Annotated in this window: 23 protein-coding genes; 12 read left to right on the plus strand and 11 right to left on the minus strand. The window is 62.6% G+C overall.

Features of this window, described 5'->3' with window-relative positions; genetic code table 11:
• Nucleotides 1–87: 87 nt before the first annotated feature.
• A complete protein-coding gene (locus AC1MLZ_RS03250; RefSeq protein WP_480960427.1) occupies nt 88–579 on the minus strand; it encodes a hypothetical protein in 492 nt (163 codons plus the stop codon).
• A 150-nt stretch (nt 580–729) separates the two neighbouring features.
• Between AC1MLZ_RS03250 and AC1MLZ_RS03255 the strand changes: the two genes are divergently transcribed.
• The 3 genes from AC1MLZ_RS03255 (at nt 730) to AC1MLZ_RS03265 (ending at nt 3,615) form a co-directional block, all read left to right on the plus strand.
• Nucleotides 730–1,779 (plus strand): PAS domain S-box protein, encoded by a 1,050-nt coding sequence (locus tag AC1MLZ_RS03255; protein WP_480960428.1) that lies wholly within the window; start codon nt 730–732, stop codon nt 1,777–1,779.
• A gap of 193 nt (nt 1,780–1,972) precedes the next feature.
• Complete coding sequence (locus tag AC1MLZ_RS03260; protein ID WP_480960429.1) at nt 1,973–2,737, plus strand: histidine phosphatase family protein; 765 nt, start codon at nt 1,973–1,975, stop codon at nt 2,735–2,737.
• Complete coding sequence (locus AC1MLZ_RS03265; RefSeq protein WP_480960430.1) at nt 2,734–3,615, plus strand: NAD(P)H-hydrate dehydratase; 882 nt, start codon at nt 2,734–2,736, stop codon at nt 3,613–3,615. Before AC1MLZ_RS03260 ends, AC1MLZ_RS03265 begins: the two co-directional genes overlap by 4 nt.
• A gap of 97 nt (nt 3,616–3,712) precedes the next feature.
• On the opposite strand, the gene AC1MLZ_RS03270 is transcribed toward AC1MLZ_RS03265, so the two are convergent.
• From AC1MLZ_RS03270 to AC1MLZ_RS03290, 5 genes are all read right to left on the minus strand, one after another.
• The gene (locus tag AC1MLZ_RS03270; RefSeq protein WP_480960431.1) at nt 3,713–4,102 is read right to left on the minus strand and encodes a hypothetical protein; all 390 of its coding nucleotides are present in this window, start codon (nt 4,100–4,102) and stop codon (nt 3,713–3,715) included.
• Between the two features lie 129 nt (nt 4,103–4,231).
• On the minus strand, nt 4,232–4,591 hold the full coding sequence (locus tag AC1MLZ_RS03275; RefSeq protein WP_480960432.1) for a hypothetical protein: 360 nt from the start codon (nt 4,589–4,591) through the stop codon (nt 4,232–4,234).
• Between the two features lie 87 nt (nt 4,592–4,678).
• Complete coding sequence (locus tag AC1MLZ_RS03280) at nt 4,679–5,227, minus strand: DUF4142 domain-containing protein (RefSeq protein WP_480960433.1); 549 nt, start codon at nt 5,225–5,227, stop codon at nt 4,679–4,681.
• Nucleotides 5,224–5,763 (minus strand): hypothetical protein, encoded by a 540-nt coding sequence (locus tag AC1MLZ_RS03285; RefSeq protein WP_480960434.1) that lies wholly within the window; start codon nt 5,761–5,763, stop codon nt 5,224–5,226. The genes AC1MLZ_RS03280 and AC1MLZ_RS03285 overlap by 4 nt, the downstream gene beginning before the upstream one ends.
• A gap of 67 nt (nt 5,764–5,830) precedes the next feature.
• Entirely contained in the window at nt 5,831–6,685 is an 855-nt protein-coding gene (locus AC1MLZ_RS03290) for a manganese catalase family protein (protein WP_480960435.1), read from the minus strand.
• A gap of 322 nt (nt 6,686–7,007) precedes the next feature.
• Here AC1MLZ_RS03290 and AC1MLZ_RS03295 point away from each other — a divergent pair, with 322 nt between their 5' ends.
• The 7 genes from AC1MLZ_RS03295 to AC1MLZ_RS03325 all read left to right on the plus strand — a co-directional run bounded on the left by AC1MLZ_RS03295 (nt 7,008) and on the right by AC1MLZ_RS03325 (nt 11,533).
• Nucleotides 7,008–7,847 carry an MBL fold metallo-hydrolase gene (locus AC1MLZ_RS03295; RefSeq protein WP_480960436.1) on the plus strand — a complete coding sequence of 280 codons (840 nt, stop codon included), beginning with the start codon at nt 7,008–7,010 and terminating at the stop codon, nt 7,845–7,847.
• Between the two features lie 421 nt (nt 7,848–8,268).
• The gene (locus tag AC1MLZ_RS03300; protein ID WP_480960437.1) at nt 8,269–9,363 is read left to right on the plus strand and encodes a zinc-dependent alcohol dehydrogenase; all 1,095 of its coding nucleotides are present in this window, start codon (nt 8,269–8,271) and stop codon (nt 9,361–9,363) included.
• A gap of 13 nt (nt 9,364–9,376) precedes the next feature.
• Nucleotides 9,377–9,961: a hypothetical protein gene (locus AC1MLZ_RS03305; RefSeq protein WP_480960438.1), complete on the plus strand. Its 585-nt coding sequence runs from the start codon at nt 9,377–9,379 to the stop codon at nt 9,959–9,961.
• Nucleotides 9,962–10,235: 274 nt separating this feature from the next.
• Entirely contained in the window at nt 10,236–10,574 is a 339-nt protein-coding gene (locus AC1MLZ_RS03310; RefSeq protein WP_480960439.1) for a hypothetical protein, read from the plus strand.
• Nucleotides 10,574–10,738 (plus strand): hypothetical protein, encoded by a 165-nt coding sequence (locus tag AC1MLZ_RS03315; RefSeq protein WP_480960440.1) that lies wholly within the window; start codon nt 10,574–10,576, stop codon nt 10,736–10,738. Before AC1MLZ_RS03310 ends, AC1MLZ_RS03315 begins: the two co-directional genes overlap by 1 nt.
• A gap of 92 nt (nt 10,739–10,830) precedes the next feature.
• Nucleotides 10,831–10,989 carry a hypothetical protein gene (locus AC1MLZ_RS03320; RefSeq protein WP_480960441.1) on the plus strand — a complete coding sequence of 53 codons (159 nt, stop codon included), beginning with the start codon at nt 10,831–10,833 and terminating at the stop codon, nt 10,987–10,989.
• A 214-nt stretch (nt 10,990–11,203) separates the two neighbouring features.
• Nucleotides 11,204–11,533: a glycoside hydrolase family protein gene (locus tag AC1MLZ_RS03325; protein WP_480960442.1), complete on the plus strand. Its 330-nt coding sequence runs from the start codon at nt 11,204–11,206 to the stop codon at nt 11,531–11,533.
• Nucleotides 11,534–11,540: 7 nt separating this feature from the next.
• Here AC1MLZ_RS03325 and AC1MLZ_RS03330 read toward each other — a convergent pair whose 3' ends face one another.
• The 4 genes from AC1MLZ_RS03330 to AC1MLZ_RS03345 form a co-directional block, all read right to left on the minus strand.
• Entirely contained in the window at nt 11,541–11,666 is a 126-nt protein-coding gene (locus AC1MLZ_RS03330) for a hypothetical protein (RefSeq protein ID WP_480960443.1), read from the minus strand.
• Entirely contained in the window at nt 11,660–12,808 is a 1,149-nt protein-coding gene (gene dgoD, locus AC1MLZ_RS03335) for a galactonate dehydratase (protein WP_480960444.1), read from the minus strand. Before dgoD ends, AC1MLZ_RS03330 begins: the two co-directional genes overlap by 7 nt.
• Nucleotides 12,809–12,891: 83 nt before the next feature.
• Complete coding sequence (locus AC1MLZ_RS03340) at nt 12,892–13,878, minus strand: family 43 glycosylhydrolase (RefSeq protein WP_480960445.1); 987 nt, start codon at nt 13,876–13,878, stop codon at nt 12,892–12,894.
• Nucleotides 13,878–16,685 carry a TonB-dependent receptor gene (locus AC1MLZ_RS03345; RefSeq protein ID WP_480960446.1) on the minus strand — a complete coding sequence of 936 codons (2,808 nt, stop codon included), beginning with the start codon at nt 16,683–16,685 and terminating at the stop codon, nt 13,878–13,880. Before AC1MLZ_RS03345 ends, AC1MLZ_RS03340 begins: the two co-directional genes overlap by 1 nt.
• 234 nt (nt 16,686–16,919) lie before the next feature.
• Here AC1MLZ_RS03345 and AC1MLZ_RS03350 point away from each other — a divergent pair, with 234 nt between their 5' ends.
• Nucleotides 16,920–18,047: an aldose epimerase family protein gene (locus AC1MLZ_RS03350; RefSeq protein WP_480960447.1), complete on the plus strand. Its 1,128-nt coding sequence runs from the start codon at nt 16,920–16,922 to the stop codon at nt 18,045–18,047.
• Nucleotides 18,048–18,061: 14 nt separating this feature from the next.
• Nucleotides 18,062–19,222 carry a cellulase family glycosylhydrolase gene (locus AC1MLZ_RS03355; RefSeq protein ID WP_480960448.1) on the plus strand — a complete coding sequence of 387 codons (1,161 nt, stop codon included), beginning with the start codon at nt 18,062–18,064 and terminating at the stop codon, nt 19,220–19,222.
• Between the two features lie 50 nt (nt 19,223–19,272).
• Here AC1MLZ_RS03355 and AC1MLZ_RS03360 read toward each other — a convergent pair whose 3' ends face one another.
• Nucleotides 19,273–20,430 carry a Gfo/Idh/MocA family protein gene (locus AC1MLZ_RS03360; RefSeq protein ID WP_480960449.1) on the minus strand — a complete coding sequence of 386 codons (1,158 nt, stop codon included), beginning with the start codon at nt 20,428–20,430 and terminating at the stop codon, nt 19,273–19,275.
• Between the last annotated feature and the right edge of the window lie 8 nt (nt 20,431–20,438).

Below are 20,438 nucleotides of genomic sequence, written 5' to 3' on the forward strand. Positions count from 1 at the left end.
TCCCGAGCTAAGCTCCAGACGTGCGACTTCGCGCCCGAACTGGATGAGTTCGAGATATTGGTAGATATTATTCAGTTAAACGGCAGTTCACCTGCGACGACGCGTTGGCTCTTGCACTATTTCCCAACTATTTATCGAGCAGATCAGATACTGATGCTCGCAAGCGCACGGCAACGGCAAGCATAAGCCTTTCAGGATTTTGCCCTTCTTATCTGTCCGTACAGTGCCGAACGTCGGCAACCAGCCAATATTCAGCACATCGCCTCCAACCACCGTTATCTGGCTGGAGGTTGAATGCGTTAAACTTGTGACGTGCATGTTACGATGCAGCATAAACTGCGCGTTTTCTGTATGCCCGAACCGCTGCGCCGGTTTTCTTGGCAAGCGCGTTCCACCTGTTCGAGACTGATGGCAGGCGCGCTTGTCGCCGTGATCCGCTGGACGGTCGCTGCCTTCAAGACGCCGTCTGGCCAGCAGGTCTCCCCAAGCCGCGACCGCATGTCGCTCGTCTTGATCCGCAAAGGTGATCAACTCGTGATCGCTCACGGCTCGAATGTTGAGATTGACGAGATGGCGCAACGGCAAACTTGGTTTCGAAGGCCTGTCGATCGGCTCGCCGTGTGGTAGGGGAAGGCTCGCTGCCGGTTCCTCGACCGGCGGGCTTTACCTGATTGCTCAGGTTGGCGTACCTCCTGTCAGGTAGGAGGCTACCGACGGAGCAAAGACGACGTGCCATTGAGAAACGACTTTGCCGCCAACGAGACGTTGCACCCACTGTCAGGCGGGGCGTCCGCCGGTGCAACCCTGGATGCTGCGGCATGGCTCGGCGCGATCGTGGAAAACAGCGACGACGCGATCCTCAGCAAGACGCTAGACGGCATCATCACGTCGTGGAATCCTGGTGCCGCACGCCTATTCGGGTTCACCGCGGACGAGGCGATCGGGCAGCCGATCACAATCATTATCCCAGAGGATCGCCGCTCTGAAGAGACGACTATCATCGGCAAGATACGGCAGGGCGAGCGGGTGGAACATTTCGAGACGGTGCGTCGCCGCAAGGATGGTACGGCGGTCGACATTTCGTTGACGGTCTCGCCGGTCCGGGATCGCGAGGGGAGCATCATAGGCGCTTCGAAGATCGCCCGCGATGTGACCGAGACCCGCAGGGCGGCCGAACGGCAGATGCTGCTGCTTCGAGAGATGAACCACCGCATCAAGAACCTGTTTGCGTTGACGACGGGACTTGTCACGTTGAGCGCTCGGGGGGCGGGGAGCGTCGAGCAGTTGAAGACCGATCTGTCGGAACGTATTTCGTCGCTCGCGCGTGCACATAATCTGACGCTGCCCGAGGTCGGGGGCGATCCGGCAGCGAACGTGACCACATTGCGGGCGCTCCTCGAGACGATCCTCGCTCCTTATGACGAGATCGCCGCGCCGCGTGTCGAGATCCATGGTTGCGACGTCCCGGTCGGTTCGGGCGCGCTGACCTCGCTTGCCCTGCTGTTCCACGAACTGGCGACAAATGCCGCCAAATATGGTGCACTCTCGCCCGATGGCGGCAAGCTCGTCATTCACGTCACTACGGAAGACAAAGGCCTGACGTTGCAATGGGAGGAGACGTCGGCGGCTAAATTAAGCGGCGCCCCGGAACGCGAGGGTTTCGGCAGCCATCTCGAACAGGCGTCGATACGCGGTCTTCGTGGCACGATCGAGCGCGCGTGGCGACCCGAAGGGCTGGCGATCGACATCCGTGTGCCCCTTGCTCAACTGATGAGCTAAGCGACCTACATTGTTGGGCCTATTCCTCCTGTCCTGAACGAAGGACGTTAAGCCATCTTCAAGGTGTCATCCGGCTGCCTGGTTGCAGCGTTCGCGGGATCGCATCGGTCGCGATACAGGATCGCCAAATCATGGAGCCATCGTCGGTCGATCTGCGTTGAACGAGGCAAAGCAGCACTTTGGATAGAACTCTATGACCCGTGCACGTTGGCCGTCACGCCTCTGGATTGTCCGTCATGGAGAGAGTGCCGGAAACGTAGCGCGCGACGCCGCCCATGCGGCTGGAGCCGAACGGATCGAACTTTCGCATCGCGATGTCGATATTCCACTTTCGCCACTCGGGGAGGATCAGGCCCGTGCACTCGGGAATTGGTTCGCCAGCGCGGTTCCGGACGACCGCCCGGACATCCTGTTGGTCTCGCCCTATGTCCGCGCGCGCCAGACCCTCAGCCTTTTTCGTGAACAGGGCGGCGCGACCGGCGACGAGCCGATCGGGATCGACGAACGCCTCCGCGAAAAGGAGTTCGGCATCCTCGACGGGTTGACGACCAGCGGCGTCGCCTCGGTATACCCGGACCAAGCCGAGTTCAGACGCATTCTTGGAAAATTCTACCATCGGCCGCCAGGCGGGGAGAGCTGGTGCGACGTCATCTTCCGCCTGCGATCGCTGATGGACACGATCGCATTGCACTATGCCGGACGCCGCGTGATGATCGTCGCGCATCAGGTCGTCGTCCTGTGCCTGCGCTACGTCATCGAGAACCTGACCGAAGACGAGATCGTGGCGATCGACCATCAGGGCGATGTCGCAAACTGCTCGGTCACCGAATATCGGTTCGATCCCGACGGACCACAGGGCGGCGCGCTCAAGCTCGTTCGCTACAACGACGTCCTAGATCACAAAGGGTCCGCCCCGGTCACTGCCGAGCCGGACCGGACCACCGGAGTACGAGGATGACCGATACCATTCCGCTCGACAGCAACTGGATCGCTGCCAATCCGCCCCCCGTGCATGGTAGCGGAACGACCAAGAACAGCCGGGGACGCGTGTTGGCGATCGGTGGCTCGACGATGGTGCCCGGCGCACTTTGTCTGACGGGTGAGGCGGCGCTTCGGGTGGGCGCGGGCAAGCTCCAGATGGCCACGATTGCATCGGCGGCGATCGGACTCGGCCTGCTCGTTCCGGAGGCAGGTGTTCTCGCGCTGCCGCAAGACGACGACGGCGAGATCGACGGCGCAGCCGGTCCCTTCCTCGAAAAGTCCCTGAATGGTTGCGATACGCTGGTGGTCGGGCCCGGCATGGGGTCCACCGACGCGGCCGAGGCGCTCCTGCGCCTGATCCTGACACAGCCTTGCGACGAGGTGACGCTGGTGGTCGATGCCTTGGCCATAGGCTCCGCGCGGAATCTGCGCGAAGCACTGGCGGCGTTCGACGGCCGCATGGTGTTCACGCCGCATCACGGCGAGATGGCCATGCTGACGGGCCTCGAAGAAGACGTGATCGCGCAGTCCCCGGAAAAGATCGCACGAGATGTCGCCGCGCAATACGGGGCCGTCGTAGTCCTTAAGGGCAGCGATACCGTCATTGCGGCCCCAGACGGAACGACGTTGCATTATGGCGGCGGGGGCACCGGACTCGCTACGGGCGGATCGGGGGATGTCCTAGCCGGGGCGATCGGCGGCCTATTGTCCCGCGGCGCCTTGCCGATCATCGCGGCCGGTTGGGGCGTCTGGCTGCACGGACAGAGCGGACGACGCGTCGCAACTACAAGAGGCCCTATCGGTTTCCTTGCACGAGAAGTTCCAGCCGAGTTCCCTCGCCTGCTTCCGCAATAACGACGTTTGCAAAAGCCGGTCGCTCAAAGCCAAACTACGCCTGCCAACCATGATCTTGCCGGGCGTAGCCTTGGCCGATTAACGGGTGATCGGTAGCTTAGCGGGCTTTGATTTTGCTGTACGGAACGAACTCACCGAGCGAGACGAAGCCGCGTGGAAAACGGGACCCACGATCGATCAGTCGGACCGTATCGATACTACAGAGCTGCGATCCGATGGTACGCGTGACAAGGATGTCATCGCGCCGCAGCGATTCCGCGCCAGATCGTGGTTCATTGACGTATAGCCGGCTCCCAACCCTGTAGACGATGGCTTTGCGGTCTATGATCTCGGACGAGTTCGAGCCAGACAGGCTGATACAGTTGACGGGCTTGCCCGCAACACGGCCAGCCAGCATTTTCTGCAATCGTACGTCGGGAGTATCGCGATGCGCTGCGACTGCGGGGCTCGCGAAAACCGCCGCTGCCAGAAGCATTGTTTTGACCATGGATCTTCTTGCACTTTCGTTGCTGAACGGCCGCTGATCAAACGAACTCGCTGGGATGCGCCGATGCGCGTCGACTCCCCCCTTGGAGCCTTCGTCCAAACCCGCGTAAACGGACTTGAGATCGGTTACTCACTTCGACTGTTGAGTCTGGCGGACCTCGCCACCTCCTCCAGGCGTATCGGCATCATAGTCTTCGGTAGCGTTTCCCCCACCGGCTCCGGCGCCGCTACCGTGCACTTCGCCCGTCTTCTCATCGATATACGCGCGCCTGCCCGCATCAGGCGGGATGTCCTCGCCCGGAGCCTTGTTCGGCGCTGCGACATCCGCTTCCCGATTGTCCCGGCTTACCCCGACCTCGACGTTGCGTGGCTGATCCTTCTGATAGCTGTCATACTCTTCGCCGGAGTAATGACCGACGGTACCGTCGTCATTGCCATGAAACGCGGGATTTTCGTCCGTTTCCGGCGGCGGTAAGGGGTCCGCGGTCATTGGTTCACTCCAGCTAGCTTGGTACGATCTCGGATTAACCGCGACATCGTCGGGAGCGGAGCGCCGGTCACGGCGCCCCGCCCGCTTTCACATGCCCGACATGTTCCCCATCGGCTTACCCGCCTGCATCTTCATCGCGGCATTCAGATGCTGCTGCACGATTGGCACGGCGGCCTTGGCCGACGTGCGGAGTGGCGCCTGATCCCCACCGGTCGAATAGCTCCGATGGAGATCCAGTGCGGCCTGGTGAGCCGGAATCTGCTGACCAATGTACAGGCGGTCGAAATCCGCGGCGGATGCGGTTTGCAATTCGTTGATCGATGCTGTTGCACCGGCGTCGAGCACAGGGGGCGTTGGCGTCAGACCCGCCTTCGTCGCCGCCTTGACGGTCGCCGCAGTCGTCTTCTGATGGTGCTTGATCAGCATCGTCGCGAATTTGCGGATCGCCGGCGTCTGCGTCTTCTGGAGCGCGACCTGACTCGAGTTGATCTCGTACAGATCGCTCCTTCCGGCAGCCATGACATAGGGCATCGCGGACGTCTTTGCCTCGGGCGGTGGTGGTGGTGGTGGCGTCTGCGCAAACGATGCCGTGCCAATCGTCGCTGCGAGCACCATGCCGATATGTTTGATAGTCATTGCTTCTCTCCTGCTGAATTTTTCACAAGGTTTGCGCTCGACACGTCGCTGCCGACGACCGCGGTTAACGATCCGTCGGAATTACGACCATCGCGAGCAAGGGCGGCTTCCTGCTGCGCTTGTCGGACGTCTTGTGGACTGCCTTCTCGCGCGGCCGGGATCGCAACCTCGGCAATCCCACCGACGTTAGCGGAGCCATGCAGCGCACCTGCTATCTCACGATCGAATTCGCCTGCTTCGATGGCGGACCGCATGTTCACGAGGTAATCCGCGAAGCGGTCTGCGGGGATGAAGTTCGTCGACTGACCGCCGATGGTCAATGTCGCGCCGTTTCTCGTAGTGGGTGTGAAGGCGACATGCGCACCGTCACGCACGAACCACGTACCTGAACGAACACCGTCGGTAGCCCATGCCTTTTCGGCCAGATGCAGGTCCTGCAGCACGTCTTTGCGGTCCGAAACCGGGTCGGCAGACGACGGTGAGACGACATCGCGCAAAACGGACTTGGCGGCGGTAACGATGCTTTCCAGTGCCACGTTGCTTCTCCGATACTGCTGGATCCTACCGATGCGAGGCGCACTAACGCGCGCCTCGCATGGTCGCTCAGCCGATCTGCTGGCTCTGTGCGCCGCTATCGGGGCGTGCCGGTCCCATCACCGGTTCGTCGCCGAGCGGTTCGTTGCGGAACACGGTGAACTCGCCCTTGCCGTCCACCGAGGGGCCCGACGTCCAGCGACCTTCCGGGAACGTCCCGTCGACCGAGGTCGCATAGAAGTTATAGTTGTTCTGCTGATCTTCCATGTCTTGCGGGAAGCTGTTCGGGATCGGCAGGTTCATGGCTTCGGCGCCGAGTTCTTCGATCACCGCGAGCCACTGCTGCTGGTGCATCGTGTCGCGCGCGATCATGTAGTGGAGCATCTTCTTCATGCCCTCGTCATGCGCGGCATTGAACAGTCGCACTGCGAGAACACGACCGGTGCTTTCGGCTGCAACGTTGCAATACATATCCGCCGCGACGTTCCCGCTCGCGTAGATGTGGCTCATGTTGAACGGCACGCCGTCGGAATCCATCGGCATGGCGGCCATCCCGCTCGACAACAGGTTCTTGTGGATGATGCCCTCGATGCTCTGACGGGGGTTCTCTCCGCCCATCACTGCGCCAACAATGCTGTCCTTGACGCCTTCTTCCTGAAGATGCGCGGGCGCCTTGTCGAGGTTCAGTGCGACCGCCGTTGCCAGCATCTCGATATGGCCGATTTCCTCGGTCGCCGTATGCAGCAGCATGTCGCGATATTTGGTGGTCGGCGCACGGTTGCCCCAGGCCTGGAAGAAATACTGCATGCAAACACGGATTTCGCCTTCGACACCGCCGATCGCCTGCTGAAGCATGCGCGCGAATGCAGGATCGGGCTTCGTAACCTGAACCGGGTACTGCAACCTCTTGTCATGATAGTACATGTTAGGCTCCGATGTGTTTGATATGACCAAGGGATAACGACACCGGAACGCGCCCCCTGCCGGATTGATCCGAAAAAACAGAGCAGTTGATTTGAGTTAATCAATCAGCAGTTGGCGCCGATGATCAAGGACCCCGCCCAGTGAGCAATTGCACTGATTTACATTAATGTACTGCGACCAATACTGATACGGCGCGTTTTGGGTCTTGTCTCCGGCGGCCTGTCCTACGAATTGGCGAACTCGCTGTTATGCCTCCTCTGGCGAACGTGGGCCCGTCGGCCAGATAGATTGCCGAGACGGGAATTCGGAGGGCCAGGACCTGGTGAGAATACATCATTTGAATTGCGGCACCTGTTGCCCGGTGGGTGGACGGCTGTTCGACGGCTACAGCCGCGGCATTTCGGCGCATCTGGTTTGTCACTGTTTGTTGATCGAGACGAATGACGGTCTGGCCTTGATCGATACCGGCTATGGCCAGCAGGACGTTGCGCGACCGCGGGATCGACTGTCGGATTTCTTCCTGGCGCTCAACCGGCCGCAGCTCCGCCCGGAGGAAACCGCGGTCGCGCAGATACGCCGATTGGGCTTCGCGCCAACCGACATCCGCCACATCGTCGTGACGCATCTCGACTTCGACCATGCTGGCGGGATCGAGGATTTCCCGAACGCGCGCATCCATGTCACGGCGCGGGAAAAGGAAGTTGCCGACCAGCGTCGCGGCGGGGCGTTCGTTTCCCGAAAACGCTATCGTCCGCAGCAATGGGACGAGGCCGCCAACTGGTCGCTCTATCCATTCGGCGGCGGCGAACGCTGGTTCGGGTTCGATGCCGTTCGTGACCTCGAAGGCTTGCCGTCTGAAATCCTGATGATCCCGCTCGCCGGCCATACCTGGGGGCATGCTGGCATCGCGGTCCAGGAGGACGACGGCCGCTGGCTGTTCTATGCAGGCGATGCCTATTTCCACCACGGCGAGATCGACCGCGAGCGCCGCAGCTGCCCTCCAGGCCTGCGCGGCTATCAGCGACTGATGCAGGTCGACGCCGACGCGCGCATGGCCAATCAACGCCGCGTGCGCGCGCTGTCGACCGACCACGGTGACGCCGTCCGCATCTTCTGTGCGCATGATCTGATCGAGTTCGAGGCGATGGCAGGCTTGCCCTGAACCATTCTTCCAACCTCACGTTATTGCAATCTTCGAACAGCTTGGGAGCAAGTCCATGGCTACGCATTCGAACGAGGGGACTGGAAGGTCATGGCGCTGACGTCTCTGCCCTGGCTCCTACCGGTCGAGCTGACGCCCGATGGCGCACAGCGGGTCGCGATCCACTCCGACAATCCGGCCCACTCCGACAATCCGGCCCACTCGGACAATCCGGCCCACTCGGACAATCCGGCGTAGCGGACCTAACGTGCCGGATCACGCACATCCCAAAGGTGCTTTCGGGATATCACCCTAACCTGCGGCAAGTACGGGAACATCCCCGACGCCGACCGATTGTCTTTGCAAGCCAGGAATCAGGAGCAGCTTCATGTTGGCGATGAATTACCGGGGGCCATACCGGGTCCGTGTTTCGGAAAAGCCCATGCCAACGATCCTTCATCCCGAGGATGCCATCGTTCGCGTGACACGGTCGTGTATCTGCGGATCGGACCTGCATCTGTATCACGGCATGGTCCCCGACACGCGCGTCGGCATGACGTTCGGCCATGAATTTTGCGGGATCGTCGAACAGGTCGGCCCTGAAGTTCGCAACTTGAAGGTCGGCGATCACGTGCTCGTGCCCTTCAACATCGCGTGCGGCAAATGCCAGTTCTGTCAGCAGGGACTGTTCGGCAATTGCCACGAGAGCAATGCGCAGGCGACCGCCGTCGGGGGCATCTTCGGCTATTCGCACACGGCAGGGGGATATGATGGCGGCCAGGCGCAATATGTCCGCGTGCCCTATGCCGATGTCGGCCCGATGGTGATCCCCGACTGGATGGACCCAGACGATGCGGTACTGCTGACCGACGTCGTGCCGACGGGCTATCAGGCGGCGGAGATGGGCGGAATTCAGCCCGGCGACACCGTCGTAGTGTTCGGCGCCGGCCCGGTCGGACTCATGGCGGCGCGCTCGGCGTGGCTGTTCGGCGCCGGCCGCGTGATCGTGATCGATCACATTCAATATCGCCTCGAATTTGCGCGGGAATTCTGTCCCGCCGAAGTCTACGACTTCCGCGAGATCGACGACATGGTCGTCTTCCTCAAGAAGCAGACCGACTCATTGGGCGCCGACGTCTGCATCGACGCCGTGGGCGGCGACGCTGCCGGCAACGCGCTGCAGACGCTGATCGGCACCAAGCTGAAGCTCGAGGCGGGCAACGCGATCGCACTTCACTGGGCGATCAATTCCGTCAAAAAAGGTGGCGTGGTGTCCATCGTCGGCGTCTACGGGCCGACCGGAAATATCATTCCCATCGGCAACGTCGTGAACAAGGGCATCACGATCCGCGCCAACCAGGCCTCGGTAAAGCGCCTGCTGCCGCGCCTGATCGACCATATCCAGGCGGGACATCTCAACCCAAAGGCGATGATCACCCACCGCGTGCCGCTGGCCGATATCGCGGATGCCTATCACCTATTTTCGGCGAAGCTCGATGGTTGCATCAAGCCGGTGGTCCTTCCCAATGGCGCATGAAGGAGAAATGGTCGTGAACAAGCCCTTGGTCGATACGGCTGCGATCCCTGGCTGGGGTGTGGATGCCGACACACGCAACGACCCGACCTTTCCGATCCGCCACCGGGAGGACCTGGAGACGCGCGGTCTAACGTGGGAACGGCCGACGCAGCAGGATTCAGACGTCGAAATCCTGACCTCGATCGAGCACAACCGCCTGCCCGCGGTGATCGGCACCTCGACGCCACCCAGCGGCTTCAGCGGCATGATCCGCCGTTACGCGTTTCGGCGCAGCGAGTCCGATTGGTGGCACTGGTTGCTGCTGATGGGCGCGGATCGGATCAACGTGGTAGAAGGCGTGATCGAGGATCTCGGTCATGGCAAAATACCAAACGTCCCGGCGGAGATGGGCGCGCGCGCCGAGTGGGCGCATAACAAGAAGGGCTTGGCGACCAAGGTAGGAGTCGTCGCGGGCCTTTCGCTGGGATTGTTCCTAGTTTTCAAAAGACGCGGGACCAAAGGCGGATCGATTCCAACTACCCCCATCCTAATCACGGCGGGCACGCATGAAACGGCGCTCGGCACAGCGTTGCAGAGTCGAACAGAAGACGCTCCCTGAACTTATCCGTCACTCTGGGTTAGGTACCAGGTGTCGGGGGGCGTTACTGCGACCAGCCACGTGAACGCGTGTTGACGTTACAGGGCATAGAAGGTGTGCGGAATCATGTTGGTCGGCTAGCGCGCGCTTTAAGGGCGCGCGCCTGTTACTCGCACGGGTGCGTCGACTTCAACATCGCTATCAATGTTAAGCGTCGCCAAGCGGCCAAGGCAGCCGCGTTGTCGAACACGCGCCAGACCGATCAGCCCCCCGCCCTGTCGTCCGCTGAATCGAGGTGCTCTACACGTTCTTCCGTGGTGCCTTCGACAAGCTCGCGGGGACGACGGCTCGCAGTCTTGACGGCAACTATGATCGGTGCGCCGGCCAAAAGGAACGTGGCACCTGCACGAACACGATTTCTGTTCGTAAGGAACTCATCAAGACGGCGACCCTCGCCTTCCTGCAGGTGCTGGCGGACGGACTGCGTTTCCTTTCCCCGCGATCATTGCGCACGATGCGTTCGACCGGATTGCGGGGACCGACGCCAGCCGGGCCATCGCCTTCCAAGCGCAGACGCGACATGGCTGACGATGCGCGCCGGCTCGCCTCGACTGGATGGACCGGAACCACCTGATGACGCTCGCCGACCATGATGGGCGGTTGTTGCGGTTCAGCTTTGTCGAGCCGTCGCGCGGCCGTCTGTTGGCTCTCGACGTACTCGCCCCGCGTTTTTCGCGCTTCTGCCGCTTGCGCTCGCAGCGCTCCGCCTTCGGCGTGACGCATCCCTGTTGGCAATGACGATGGGTGCGGTCACATCAGACGAAACGAAGCAATAGAGCTCTGTGGAACGTGAGACGGCCTCACCTGTTGACCTATTAAGGAGAGCGACGATGACCGATCCGAACAAGGCGACGACAACGGAAAAGCCAAACCTGTCTACCGAACACCAGAATGACGGCGACGCTCGCCGCCCGAGCGATACGCTCAATAAGGACACGCCGAGCACTGAGGGTCAGAATGCTCCAAAGAGAAAGTCGTCTCTTACATAAGCGATCAGCGATGACTCGAGCCGTTGACGAGCAGATCAGGTCGCGCACTGTCGCCCCGCCCGGTCCGCAGGAATGAGCCTATCAGCTGCGTAAAACTCCTGTTCTCTGCCGCCACGCTATAATTTCGAACCGGTGCGCCCGCACTAGCCGCGCCGGTTGTGCGATCGTCAAGGACGAGCGCTATCCCTCGACCGCCTGGACGACCGGCAAGACCGTGCGGATTAGCGGCGCGCCCCGGCTGCTCGGTCCCTATCCCGAGCCGGGCCCGCCTCTCAGCCCTGATTTCCACGAGGCTCCGACGATCATCCGTACGCCGAACGGCGTCGACTGGCTGCTTTATTACGAACAATATGCCGGCACGAGCTACGGCCTGTCGACCGCTCCCAGTCTCGAGGGACCCCGGTATCAGGTCTCGGGGAACAGCGGCGTGCCGGAATGGAACCGCTACGAAATGCCCTCGGGAACGCGCCACGGATCGATGATCGGCATCTCGCGCGCGCAATATAACTCAATCCTCGCCGCCTTTCCTGGAGACAGTCAATGATCGCAGATCAGTCAGCGCCGCCAGCTCGGCCAACGTCGCGGCCGGCGGCTTCGAGCAGCACGTAAAGTCCCGAGGCTATCGCCTCGCGCGCGATCTTGCCCGCGCCGATAATCGCGAGCGGACGGCTTACCATTCACGGGCCAGCCCATCGGGGCCGCGCCATACCGGGTTGCGCCAGCCCTCGCTGGGGCGGCTTGCAGCATCGCGGACCTTCGCCTCATCGATCTCGATGCCGAGGCCGGGGCCCGTCAAAACATCGACCATCCCGTCGGCGACATCAAATACCGCGGGGTCGCGCATATAGGTCAGCAGATCATGCTCGCCGACATTGTAGTGGATGCCGAGCGACATCTCCTGGATCACGAAATTCGGCGTGGCGGCCGCGATCTGCATGCACGCAGCCAGCGCCAGCGGTCCAAGCGGGCAATGCGGCGCGACTGCGACGTCATAGGCTTCCGCCATCGCTGCAATCCGCCGGCATTCGGAGATGCCGCCAGCGTGGCTGAGATCCGGCTGGATCACGTCGACGCAGTTCGCCTCGAAGACGCGCTTGAAGTCCCATCGGCTGTAGAGCCGTTCGCCAAGAGCGATCGGTGCGCTCGTATGCTTGGCGAAGTCGACGATGCCTTCGAGATTTTCAGACAGCAACGGCTCTTCGATGAACAACGGCCGCAACGGCGTGACCGCCGCGGCGAGTTGCTTCGCCATGGGTCGATGCACGCGGCCGTGGAAATCAAGTCCGACATCGAGCCCCTGAGCCTGGACCGCAGCGACCCGTTCGACCGTTTCGTCGAGCGCCTTCGGGCTATCAAGCCATCCGAGATCCGCGGTGGCGTTCATCTTCACCGCCTGAAAACCCTGCTTCAGCCGCTCCGCGGCCGCCTCGGCCACTTCGGCGGGACGATCGCCGCCGATCCAGGCGTAGACCGGTACGCGGTCGCGTACCTTGCCACCGAGCAGCTGCCACACCGGCACGCCCAGTAACCGGCCCTTCAGGTCCCATAGCGCCTGATCGAGCCCCGACAGCGCGGACATGAGGACCGGCCCCCCGCGATAGAAGCCCAGCCGATAGGCGATCTGCCAGATATCCTCGATCCGTGCGGGGTCGTGCCCGATGAATCGATCGCGCAGAGATGCGAAGGCGCCGTCGACGGCCTCGGCATGCCCCTCGAGACTCGCCTCACCCCAGCCGACCGCGCCGTCGTCGGTCTCGACGCGAACGAACAGCCAGCGTGGCGGCACGACGAAGGTCTCGATCCGGGCAATGATGCTCATATGTACGTGGTCCTGTGCAGGATAAGCGTCGAGGTTGCAGGCAGCGGACGCAGGCATCCGGTTTCGAATGCGGGACCAGCACCCTAGCGCCGACCGGACGTCCAGATCGGCGCGTTCGCATTATCAGTCATGCGTACCGGCGCGATACCGCCGTCTTGCGTGTAACGCACCCGGTCGATCGCGATTACGCGCTCACCCTTGAACGGCGCAGGGCCCGCCTTGCGCTCCCAGCGGTGATAGACGATCAGCCAGCCGCCATCGGGCCCGCGGACGAAGCTGTGATGTCCCGGCCCCTGGTGGCGCGCATCGCTACTCAGGATCTTGCCCCGATACTTCCACGGTCCCACCGGCGAAGACGCAGTCGCATAATGCACCGAATAGTCCGGCCCGTTGAAGCGCCCGTGGCTGTACGACAGGTAATAGCGTCCAGCGCGTTCATGCATGAACGCGCCCTCGGTGAACTGCGGCGGTTGGGCGACCGGCACCTCGCGCGCGATCTCGGTCATGTCGGATTTCAGCTCCCACACGCGCAATCGTGCCCCCGCGCTGCCTCCTGCATACAGATAGGTACGCTGCGACTTGGGATCGACAAAGACCATCGGGTCGATCGCCTCGAACCCTTTGCCGCCGGTCACCAGCGGACGGCCGCTGTCGCGATAAGGTCCTCCCGGCCGGTCGGCCACCGCGACACCAATGCGGCTGGGCGTCGGATTCTGCGGTCCCACCGAATAATAGAGATACCATTTGCCGCGGCGCGTCGCGACCGTGGGCGCCCAGAGGAAATGCTCCTTTGCACCATCAGCGCCGATCCAGCCGATCTGGTCGCGCCGGATCAGCACGCCGCGCGGGCGCCAAGCGCGCAGATCACGCGACGAGAATGCACCGAAGCGATCTGCTTGCCAGCTGCCGCCCGGCCCCCCGGTCGGGAAAACCCACAGCTCGCTGTCGATAACGATCGCATGCGGATCGGCCCCCTCGAACTGCGGGTTGCCCCGCCCCGCCGGCGCGTCTGCGGCAGTAAGGAATACGACGGAGGCTGCAAGTGCGCAGGCGGTTGCGATACGCCGCATCAGAACCGCGTCCGGATGCTGACGGCATACACGCTGTCGTCAGTGCGCGTGTCCCGCCAGATATAATCCTCGCCAATGTAGCTCTGGTAGCGCGAGCGCAGGATGTTGCTGCCTTCGACCGTAAACGTCACGTTCTTGTTCAAGTCATACCCCACACTGAAATCGAGCCGTCCGTTGGGCCGCACATAGTTGAGCCAGGCGGGGCTGCCGACCGGGCGGACGTCGCCCGTTCCTGAGCGATCCTCATCGAAGTATTTCGAACGATAGGTGTAGACCAGCCGCGCGGAGATGCCGCTGCGATCATAAAGCAGGCCGACATTGTAATTGTATTTCGACACTCCCTGCAGCGAATAGCCCGCAAGCGGATCGTCACCGCCGACTTCTGAGTCCGCGAGCGTGAAATTGCCGAACGCGCCTAACCCGGCCAGGTCGCCCGGCAGGAACGAGAAAAACGTCTGGCCGCTGACTTCGATGCCTTTCAGCTTCGCGCTGCCGACGTTGCGCGGACGCGAGATATTGTAGACGATGCCGTCGATGGTCTCCGCCGTCACGCCATTGACTACGCGGTTCGAGATGTTGCGGTAATAGCCCGCGATCGCGAAATACCCGTCCTTCCAGTAATACTCGGCCGTCGCGTCGAAGCTGTCCGATTTCTGGGGCTTGAGGTCCGGATTGCCACCCGACCCGCCGTTGCGGATATTGGGGTTGGTCGAGACGATGTAGTTAAGCCCCGGGTTAAGCGATCCGAACGACGGACGTGCGAGCGTTTTCGCATAAGTCCCGCGGAACTGTAAGCCGCCACCCAATTGCAGACGGGCGCTGGCGTTGGGCAACCAGTCGGCATCCGTTTTGCCGACCGTCGTCGTCACCGGCGCACCGCTGACGATCCCGGTGCCAGTGATGTCGCGCTCGGTACGCGAATAGCGTACACCAAGCTTGCCATCGAGCGTGACCGGTCCGCTGCCGAACGGGATCTCGTAGCCGGCCTGCGCATACCCGGCATAACTCTTTTCCGCGACGTCGAAGCGGCGCGTCGGATCGAAGGCGGGACGTCCAGCCGGCGCGCGGAAAAAGCTCCGCAGTGCCTCCTGCCCCCCGCTCGACAACAGATAGTCACGCGACGGCAGCAGATAAGGCGCGCCGTTGTTGATCTGGGGAATGCCGGGCCCACGCGTCAACGGCAGGTTCGCCGCGGTGATCGGCGTAGCGAACGAGCCCCCCGGCGGAGCGACGCCAAGTTGGACCTGTTCGAACAGCGCGGTACGATCGGCATAGCGCCCGCCCAGTTCGATCGACTTGAGCACCGTATCGAAATCGTAACTGACATCGCCCTTGATCGCGAGCAGCCCGCCGCTTGAGCGGACATAGTCCTGGAACAGGGCGTTGATGTACGTGAACCCCGCCGCGTCGATCATCGGATTGCCGGGTGCCGTCACGCTCGGCGTCTTGTTGTCGTCCAGCCCGATCGTCACCGACGGAACGCGCTTGCCGATATCGACGATGAAATTCTCGTTGTTGGCGATCGAACGTTCGTAACTGACGTCGAGATTTGCCTTCAGCTGGTTACGGTCGAACTTCAGCCCCGTTGCCGCAAGCCAGGTGTCGGTGCGGTTGTTGTGCGCCTGCGTGGACGTGAAGGCTTCAGGATTGTTGAACGTCGCGCTACTGAAGTTGCACAGTTGTTGCTGTGTTATACTAGCCGGATTGGTGGTCGCGTTGGGATTGAACCCGTCGGGGCCGACGTTCGCCGTAAAGCAGTCGTCGGTCGGCGTGACGCCCGTCACACTCGACGCAGTGCCGAGCCGATACTCGTAAAAGCCGGTCGAGTATTTGCTGCGATACGCCGAATACAGTCCGTCGACATACAGCTCGAGGTTCGGCGTCGCCTGCCACTGCAGCGATCCGTTCGCCTGCGGCCGCTGGTATCGCCCGAATTCGTTGAGTCCGCCCGCCGCGATCGGCAGCAGCAGACCGTTTGCCCCCGCCGGTCCGGCATTGCCCGATCGGCGATCCGCTACGTAATTTGACGGACGATTATACGGCATGTCGTACCACGACACGTTAATCAGCGCGCCGACTTCGCCGATGCCGGTATCCCAACGATCGGTCGCGAGGAAACTCACCTGCGGTCCGATCTTCTCCGCGTTCGAAGGATAGTTCAGCTTGCCACTGAGTGCCACGGTCGGCTTCGTGTAATTGAACGCTTTGTTGAGCCGCAGGTCGATCGAACCTGCAACGCCGCCCTCGATCAGATTGGCGGTATTCGACTTGAACACGTCGACGCGGGCGATCGCCTCGGCAGGCAAATCCTGGAACGCAAAACCGCGTCCTTCGGCAGTGAATATCTCGCGACCGTCCAGCGTGGTCAGGATGTCGGACAAACCGCGCACCAGCGGGCTTACGATCTCGTTGTTGCCGCCGACCGTCACCTGTACGCCAGGCACGCGTTGCAGTGCAGCTGCGGTGGTCGGATCCGGAAATTTGCCGATATCTTGCGCGATGATAGAATCGACGATCTGCGGCGCGTTCCGTTTGATCTCGGCTGCCTTGGCGAGGCTGGCGCGGATGCCGGTGACGACGATCTCTGCGCCGTCCTCGGGCAGGACGGCCTGCGGCGGCGCGGCGGCGGTGTTGGGCAGCGGGCTCGTATCGCTGCCGGCGAGCGCGGTGGCGTCGTTGGCAGGCGGCGCGGCCTGGCCGTTCGGTGCGGTCGCACCGTCCGGCGTAGACTGTACTTGTGCCTGCGCTTGTGCCGCGACGACAAGCGCGACGATAGACGCGGAAAGCGCGAAGGACCTGCGCATCATAACCTCTCCTTGATGTTCCGGCCCACGATACAAAGCGTTCGGCGCCGGTTACGTGGCCACGTGATATCCGTTTGAAATCAACGCATCAAGCCATTTATCTTATTAATGGCTTGCGTGCGTAAAACCGATCTCGTACCCCATCTGCCAGCAGCATCCGGGCGTCACGCGACGCGGATGCCCTGTATAAAGACAGGCCCGCATGACGGGCCGGAGATCGATGGAGGGAGATACCGGATGCACCACGTCATCATCGCTACGCTGCTCGCCGCGACCTGTGCCACGCCTGCGCTCGCGACACGGACAAATCGCGCGACGTTCGGCACCATGCCCGGCGGGCGCGCGGTCGAACGCGTCACGCTAACCAACGCGCACGGCGTCTCTGCCACCGTGATCGCGCTCGGCGCGGCGTTGCAATCGGTGACGATGCCCGACCGCGCAGACAAGGTCGCCGACGTGCAACTCGGCTACGACACGCTCGACGGTTATGTGTCGAAGCCCGAATTCTTCGGCGCCACCGTCGGCCGCGTCGCGAACCGCGTCGCCAACGGCCGCTTCACCCTCGACGGCAAGGCCTATGCGACCCCGGTCAACGACGGCCCCAACTCGCTCCACGGCGGAACCAAGGGTTTCGACAAGGTGCTGTGGCAGGTCGTCGCGGTGAAGGACGGCCCCGTCGCCTCGGTAACGCTCCGCTATGTCAGCCCCGATGGCGACATGGGCTATCCGGGCACGGTGACGACCATGGCGACCTATTCGCTCGACGAGGGCGGCGCGCTGACGATCGAGTACCGCGCGACCACCGACCGTCCGACCTATGTCAACCTGTCGAACCATGCCTATTGGAACCTCGCGGGGCCGGGCATGAGCGCGATGGGGCATGTCGTGACGATCCCGGCGGACCGCTACACGCCGACAGACGCATCCTCGATCCCGCTTGGCCGCCATGCCAGCGTCGCGGGCACGGCCTTCGATTTCCGCAAGGCCGCCCCGGTCGGCGAGCGCGTCCGCGACGCACGCGACGAACAGATCGTCTTGGCACGCGGCTATGATCACAACTGGGTCATCGGCGACGCGGTGACGCCCCACCAGCACCGCATGGCGCGTGTCGTCGACCCGGTGTCAGGACGCGGTTTCGAACTTTGGTCGAACCAGCCGGGCCTGCAATTCTATTCGGGCAATTTCTTCGACGGAACGGTGAAGGGCAAGGGCGGGCAGGCCTATCGCATGGGTGACGCGATAGTCATGGAGCCACAGGTCTTTCCAGACGCGATGAACCAGCCCGGCTTCCCTTCGATCCGGTTGGACCCCGGCCAGACCTACCACAACGTCATGACGTACCGGCTCTTCACCGAGAAAAGCTGACAGGGGAGGAAAACATGAACAAGTTACTGTTAATCGCACTCGCGGCGACGAGTGCGCTCACCGCCGGCACCGCCGACGCCCGTCCGCGCTGGACCGAGGCACAGGCCACCGCCTGGTACGCCAAGCAGCCCTGGCTGGTGGGCGCGAACTACACCCCCGCCTCCGCGATCAATCAGCTTGAGATGTGGCAGGCGACGACCTGGGATCCCAAGCGGATCGATTACGAACTCGGGCTCGCCCAAGGCATCGGCATGAACACGATGCGCGTGTTCCTCCACGACCAGCTATGGGTTCAGGATCCGGAAGGCTTCAAGCGCCGGGTCGACGAGTTCCTGACGATCGCGCGCGCGCACGGAATCCGTCCGCTGTTCGTGCTGTTCGACAGCTGCTGGGACCCTGACCCCAAGCTCGGGCCGCAGCATCCTCCGATTCCCGGTGTGCACAATTCGGGCTGGGTACAGGGCCCGGGCCTGCCGGGCCTCCGTGACAAGGGTCGCTACCCGGCGTACAAAGCCTATGTGCAGGGCATCGTCAGCGCGTTCGCCAACGACGACCGCATCCTCGGCTGGGATGTGTGGAACGAACCCGACAACGGCGCCGACCAGTATAAGGGCCAGGAGGGCAAGGAGCCGCTGGTCCGGGCGCTTCTGGCGCAGGCGTTCGATTGGGCACGCGACGCCGACCCGTCGCAGCCTTTAACGTCGGGCGTGTGGCAGCATGACGACTGGACCCCGACGGGTGGCAAGTTGTCTCCAATGGAGAAGCTTCAGCTCGGACAGTCCGACGTCATCACGTTCCATGACTATAGCTGGCCGGAAACGTTCGAGGCGCGCGTGCGCCAGTTGCTGCCGTACAACCGCCCGATCCTGTGCACCGAATATATGGCGCGGGGCAACGGATCGACGTTCGACGGCTCGCTGCCGATCGCCAAGCGCTACAATGTGGCGATGATGAACTGGGGGTTCGTGGATGGGAAAACGCAGACTCGACTACCCTGGGACAGCTGGAAAAAGCCGTATGTGATGGAGGAACCGACGATCTGGTTCCACGAGGTCTTTCGCAACGACGGAACGCCGTACCGCAAGGCGGAAACCGATCTGATCCGCGATCTGAGCGCCGCACCGAAGGGCGTGGTACCAACGATGTCGTCGTCGCGTCGCCGTTCTCGCAACTGACGCTACCGGAAGCCGGGAGACCCCCGGCTTCCTTTTCATATCCCGGAACTCTACGCCTTGACGCGTGTCGCGCGCGCCTCGGCGGTCAGCACGAGCTCGGCCGCGAGCAGCGCACCCTCCTGATCCTGCGCGACCGACGTGTGTTCGACGATATCCGTCACGAACTGCGGCCCGAACGGCAACGGCACCTTCGAGCAATCGAGGTAGCGCGTCCCCATCTTGTCGGCGATCAGCAGGTGGTTGCCACCCGGCCGCCCTGCGATGTCCACATATTTACGAAGCTCGATATAGCCCTCGGTGCCGAGGATGAAGAGGCGGCCGTCGCCCCAGGTCGGCAGGCCGTCGGGCGTGAACCAGTCGACGCGGACATAGCCGGAGCCGCCATCGCCGCTCAGCATCATGTCGCCGAAATCCTCGAACTTGGGATGCGCGGGATTGCCGAAATTGCCGGTCTGCGAGGCGAGCACCTGCGCGCGCTTGCTGCCCGTCAGGTAGACGAACTGGTCGGCCTGATGACTGCCGACATCGGTCAGGATACCGCCGTTTCGCGCCGTGTCCCAGAACCAGTCGGGACGGCTCGCGGCGGACAGCCGGTGCGGTGCCAGGTTCACGGTCTGGATCACGCGCCCGATCGCGCCGTCATGGACGAGTTGCCCCGCCATCACCGCGGCAGGCACTTCGAGCCGTTCGGAATACATGATCCCGTATTTGCGCCCGGTCTCCTTGATCGCGCGGCGGACGTCGGCCAGCTGCTTCAGCGTCGTCACCGCCGCCTTGTCGCTGAGATAATCCTTGCCCGCACGCATCACCCGGATGCCCAGCGGTGCGCGCAGGCTTGGGATCGCCGCGCTGCACACCAGCTTGATCGTTCGGTCGTCGAGGATCTCCTGCTCGGATCGCGCAAGCTTCACGTCGCCGTAGCGCTTCCTGAACATCGCGATCTGCTTCGGATCGGTTGCGTAGAAGGTCGTGAGCACGCCGCCGCCGCGGATGATCGCATCGGTGATGCCATAGATGTGGTTGTGGTCCATCCCGATCACCGCGAACGGCACGCGGTATTTGGCCTCGGGGACCGGATGCGGGACCGCGCTTTCGGTCGGTGCGTCGCCGCGCGTGGCGGATTGCGCGAACGCATCGGCGGCAAACCCGGCGGCGATGCCGGCGGTCAGGCCAAGTCCGAGTATCCCGCGTCGGTTGGTATCGGTCACAGTCAATT

The sequence above is a fragment of the Sphingomonas sp. PEI4 genome, from assembly GCF_056679955.1.

Coding starts and splice junctions, on each gene's coding strand:
- AC1MLZ_RS03340 (WP_480960445.1), bottom strand. CDS start 13,878: ATGCGGCGTATCGCAACCGCCTGCGCACTTGCAGCCTCCGTCGTATTC.
- dgoD (WP_480960444.1), bottom strand. CDS start 12,808: ATGAGCATCATTGCCCGGATCGAGACCTTCGTCGTGCCGCCACGCTGG.
- AC1MLZ_RS03265 (WP_480960430.1), top strand. CDS start 2,734: ATGACCGATACCATTCCGCTCGACAGCAACTGGATCGCTGCCAATCCG.
- AC1MLZ_RS03290 (WP_480960435.1), bottom strand. CDS start 6,685: ATGTACTATCATGACAAGAGGTTGCAGTACCCGGTTCAGGTTACGAAG.
- AC1MLZ_RS03345 (WP_480960446.1), bottom strand. CDS start 16,685: ATGATGCGCAGGTCCTTCGCGCTTTCCGCGTCTATCGTCGCGCTTGTC.
- AC1MLZ_RS03355 (WP_480960448.1), top strand. CDS start 18,062: ATGAACAAGTTACTGTTAATCGCACTCGCGGCGACGAGTGCGCTCACC.
- AC1MLZ_RS03300 (WP_480960437.1), top strand. CDS start 8,269: ATGCCAACGATCCTTCATCCCGAGGATGCCATCGTTCGCGTGACACGG.
- AC1MLZ_RS03320 (WP_480960441.1), top strand. CDS start 10,831: ATGACCGATCCGAACAAGGCGACGACAACGGAAAAGCCAAACCTGTCT.
- AC1MLZ_RS03330 (WP_480960443.1), bottom strand. CDS start 11,666: ATGGTAAGCCGTCCGCTCGCGATTATCGGCGCGGGCAAGATCGCGCGC.
- AC1MLZ_RS03350 (WP_480960447.1), top strand. CDS start 16,920: ATGCACCACGTCATCATCGCTACGCTGCTCGCCGCGACCTGTGCCACG.
- AC1MLZ_RS03315 (WP_480960440.1), top strand. CDS start 10,574: ATGACGCTCGCCGACCATGATGGGCGGTTGTTGCGGTTCAGCTTTGTC.
- AC1MLZ_RS03270 (WP_480960431.1), bottom strand. CDS start 4,102: ATGGTCAAAACAATGCTTCTGGCAGCGGCGGTTTTCGCGAGCCCCGCA.
- AC1MLZ_RS03260 (WP_480960429.1), top strand. CDS start 1,973: ATGACCCGTGCACGTTGGCCGTCACGCCTCTGGATTGTCCGTCATGGA.
- AC1MLZ_RS03280 (WP_480960433.1), bottom strand. CDS start 5,227: ATGACTATCAAACATATCGGCATGGTGCTCGCAGCGACGATTGGCACG.
- AC1MLZ_RS03275 (WP_480960432.1), bottom strand. CDS start 4,591: ATGACCGCGGACCCCTTACCGCCGCCGGAAACGGACGAAAATCCCGCG.